We start from the raw sequence: 3269 nt of genomic DNA on the forward strand, positions 1-3269 counted from the left end.
CGCCAGTTTGATGCGTGGGGGAATCTGGCCAAATTGCAGAAAAATGGTGTGGCAATCACTCTGCCTACAAACGGTACAGGGGCAGCCCTGATGATGCTGGATCGTGGTTATACCAGCCACGAACATCTGGCCGAAGTAGGTCTGATACACATGAACGGTCGTTTGTACGATCCTGTTTTACGTTCTTTTTTAATGCCGGATAATTTTATACAGCAGCCTGAAAATACCCAAAATTACAACAGGTATTCGTATGTGTTGAACAATCCTTTGATGTACACGGATCCTAGTGGGGAAGCGTACGAACTTTTGGCAGCTGTAGTAATTGGAGTAGCAATTGCTATAACATCATATACACTTACAGCTTTATTAGCCGATGTACCCTTTAGTGTTGGAGGTTTGGCTAAGTCAGCTATTATTGGTGCGGCCAGTGCTGCAGTTACATTTGGGATTGGTAGTGCAGCGAGTACAATTACAAATTTCTATGTCAGGACTGCAGTTAGTGCTGTGGCTCATGGAACTTTTCAGGGTGGCATGACAGCTATTTCAGGAGGTAAGTTTTGGAGTGGTTTTGCTTCTGGGGCTTTGAGTAGTATTGCGGCGAGTGCCTGGAGCGGAGGAGGACCAAATAGTAATTATCATGGAGCAGGAAACTTCGCAAATTCAGGAGCTGGTATGATTGCTTTTGGAACAGTTTCTGGTGGTGCTGGAGCAGCTTTAACTGGAGGAAACTTTTGGCAAGGGGCTGTTACTGGGCTTGTTGTTAGTGGGCTGAATCATTATATGCATCAAATGGAAGAAAAGACACTATTAGATCAGAAAATTGAAAAAGCTGGATTTAATCCAGAAGATGTTGCTAAATGGACAAACGAAGAATTAACTACTAATATGGCAAAAATATTTCCGGAGTTATATGAATCTGCTGATTGTCCAACTTTTGAAATAAAAGATATTATTGGAGGTAAAAATAATATTTATGGTCAAGCACAAAAAACTGTAACTGGAACAGCTGGTAATTATAAAATAACATCAAAAGGGTTAATATATATAAAAAAGTTAGCTTTAAATACAATTAGACACGTTGCTAGTGTAGTTGGCCATGAACTAAATCATGCAATTGATTATGTAAATGGAAATTATTCAAGTTGGGCAAATCAATATGGTATAAATGGTTTGGACTATGCAAATACCCGCTCGGAAATAGGAGGATATAGTTGGGAAATGGGAATGAGGTCACCATTCACTAATTATAGTGAGTTGATATTAAATTATGGTAAAATGACAATTAATAATTGGGGATTTTAAATATGAAAAAGTTAATTTTAATAATATTGATAATACTACTATCTTGTGCTAATAACAAAAAATCAAGTGATAGTCTAGAAATCAAAATCACTAATGAGTATATTAAAGATAGTTTAGATGTTAATATTGAAGTAATCAATAATACATCTAAAAATTATTATTTGCAATTTGATACCTCAAAATTACATGAAGCAATAAATTATTTTAGTACCGAATACTTACATAATATTGATTTGAAATTAGAAGATGAAAATAGGAATAGAATTGCTTATGAAATAGTTGATTATCAATGTTATTATCCGGAAAAAAAACATCTAGTTAAAAAATCTAAATCAGTTAAAAATGTTTTTAAAATAAAATCAGGAGAGATTAAAAAATTTAAGATGCCATTTTTTATGAAAACGAAAGTAAATGATTATTGTTGGTATGGTTATCAAAACGAATACATAAATGAGGAAAATAAATATTTTGTTAGTTTTGAATACAAAATGTATGGTGAAATTGATAAAGATATAATTCCTGTTTCTGTAAAAGATTCGTTAAAACAGATGGGATATGAGTTTTACTCTAAAGAAATTGTCTCTAACAAGGTACGATTGATTTTTAATTAATCCCGATCGCCCACCCAACTGGTGCTCGGCTGTGACGAGTCCAGGACAACCCACGCCGTGCATTCTATGATAAAAAACAATTAAAAAGTGTTAAAATTTAAGATGCAAATTTATAAGTGTTTATGTATTCTGTTTCTCGATTAATAACTGCGAATATCACAGCTACCGCACGAATCCTTTCGTGTGGCGGTCTTGTTAAGTTCGATTGAACCCACTGGCACTCGTTTGTCGACAACTCTGGCGCTTGCTTATAGCGAGCCTACTTAAATTAAAAGATAAATCGTAGCGTTTGTAACGCGGTTAAAACAACAAACCCGCTCCTCAAAGTCTCATGACTTTGCGGATTTTTAAAAGTTCTTGAAAGCCATAAAATATGATAAAAGCCTCCCCGAGTTTTTCCGTGAATATCTGATAATTGTATGCCTTTCAAGGATTAACTGATTGCTCGGAAATGCTCAACTCGGGAATTTTTTCTATGCTGACAAAGAGACTCTATAAAGTATATAAAAGTAAACCCTCGCAATTTGCGAGGGTTTACTTTTATATCAAATTTATTTTAGTATACTTTATAAAATGGTTAACTGTTGTAAGTAGACACCAAGCAATTGACAAACATGAACAACGTTAGTAAAGAATACTTCGAAAAACAAGGGGTTATTTACTGATTAACTTTTCAAGCCTTGCCATCATTTCATCTTTCTCTTTCAGCATACGCTCATATAGTGCGATCTTCTCTTCATGAAGCTGAATCAATTTGTCGATTGGATTATTATTGAAAGTTGGGCTGTAATTTATTAAGCCTTGAGTGTCATGAAATGTATTAGAAATAATATTTATTGCCTGCTCCTCATCAAAATTTTGAAATGCCTCAACAGGGATTCTTAACGAATTTGATATTTGTTTAAGCAGACTGTCTTCAATAACATCTTTCTGCTCCAGGATAGAAATTTTCTTCTGGTTCCAGTCATTTCCAAGATCATAAGCCAAAGCCTCTTGTTTGATTCCGAGCATTTCTCTAAAACGTTTTACGTTTCTTCCCTGATGTATTTTCTGTTCCATAACGAGTATCGATTTTCTAATGGCTCAAAGATAAAGCCTTTTAGTTTCAAAGATAAAAAAATGTCAGGTAAAACATGTTTTTTATCAGATATTATAGATCATACTTTTAAAATTAGAACTTTGCCGGTATGTCTTGTCCTGAAATAGCTATACACAATTCACGAGTGTATGGAACACAAGGAACAGGAAGTTTATGCTCCCCGGGATCGTAAACAAAGTCATTATGACAAAAGATTGATTTTAAGAGTTGTAAAGGAAGTGGAAGCGGGTCTTCCACGCAAGGAAGCCAACCGTATT

The 3269-nt window shown here is 34.8% G+C and carries 3 protein-coding genes; 2 read left to right on the forward strand and 1 reads right to left on the reverse strand.

The window, feature by feature from the left end; translation table 11 throughout:
* The coding region (locus JE46_RS23740; RefSeq protein ID WP_317041416.1) for an RHS repeat protein at positions 1 to 1302 on the forward strand (1302 nt) is incomplete at its 5' end.
* A gap of 2 nt (positions 1303 to 1304) precedes the next feature.
* Positions 1305 to 1913 (forward strand): hypothetical protein, encoded by a 609-nt coding sequence (locus JE46_RS23745; protein ID WP_031457785.1) that lies wholly within the window; start codon positions 1305 to 1307, stop codon positions 1911 to 1913.
* Positions 1914 to 2567: 654 nt separating this feature from the next.
* Here the strand turns inward: JE46_RS23745 and JE46_RS23750 are convergent.
* A complete protein-coding gene (locus tag JE46_RS23750; RefSeq protein WP_031457786.1) occupies positions 2568 to 2972 on the reverse strand; it encodes a helix-turn-helix domain-containing protein in 405 nt (134 codons plus the stop codon).
* Positions 2973 to 3269 lie beyond the last annotated feature (297 nt).

Origin of the sequence: Flavobacterium chungangense LMG 26729 (genome assembly GCF_000735715.2) — a bacterium.
GTDB classification, from domain to species: domain Bacteria; phylum Bacteroidota; class Bacteroidia; order Flavobacteriales; family Flavobacteriaceae; genus Flavobacterium; species Flavobacterium chungangense.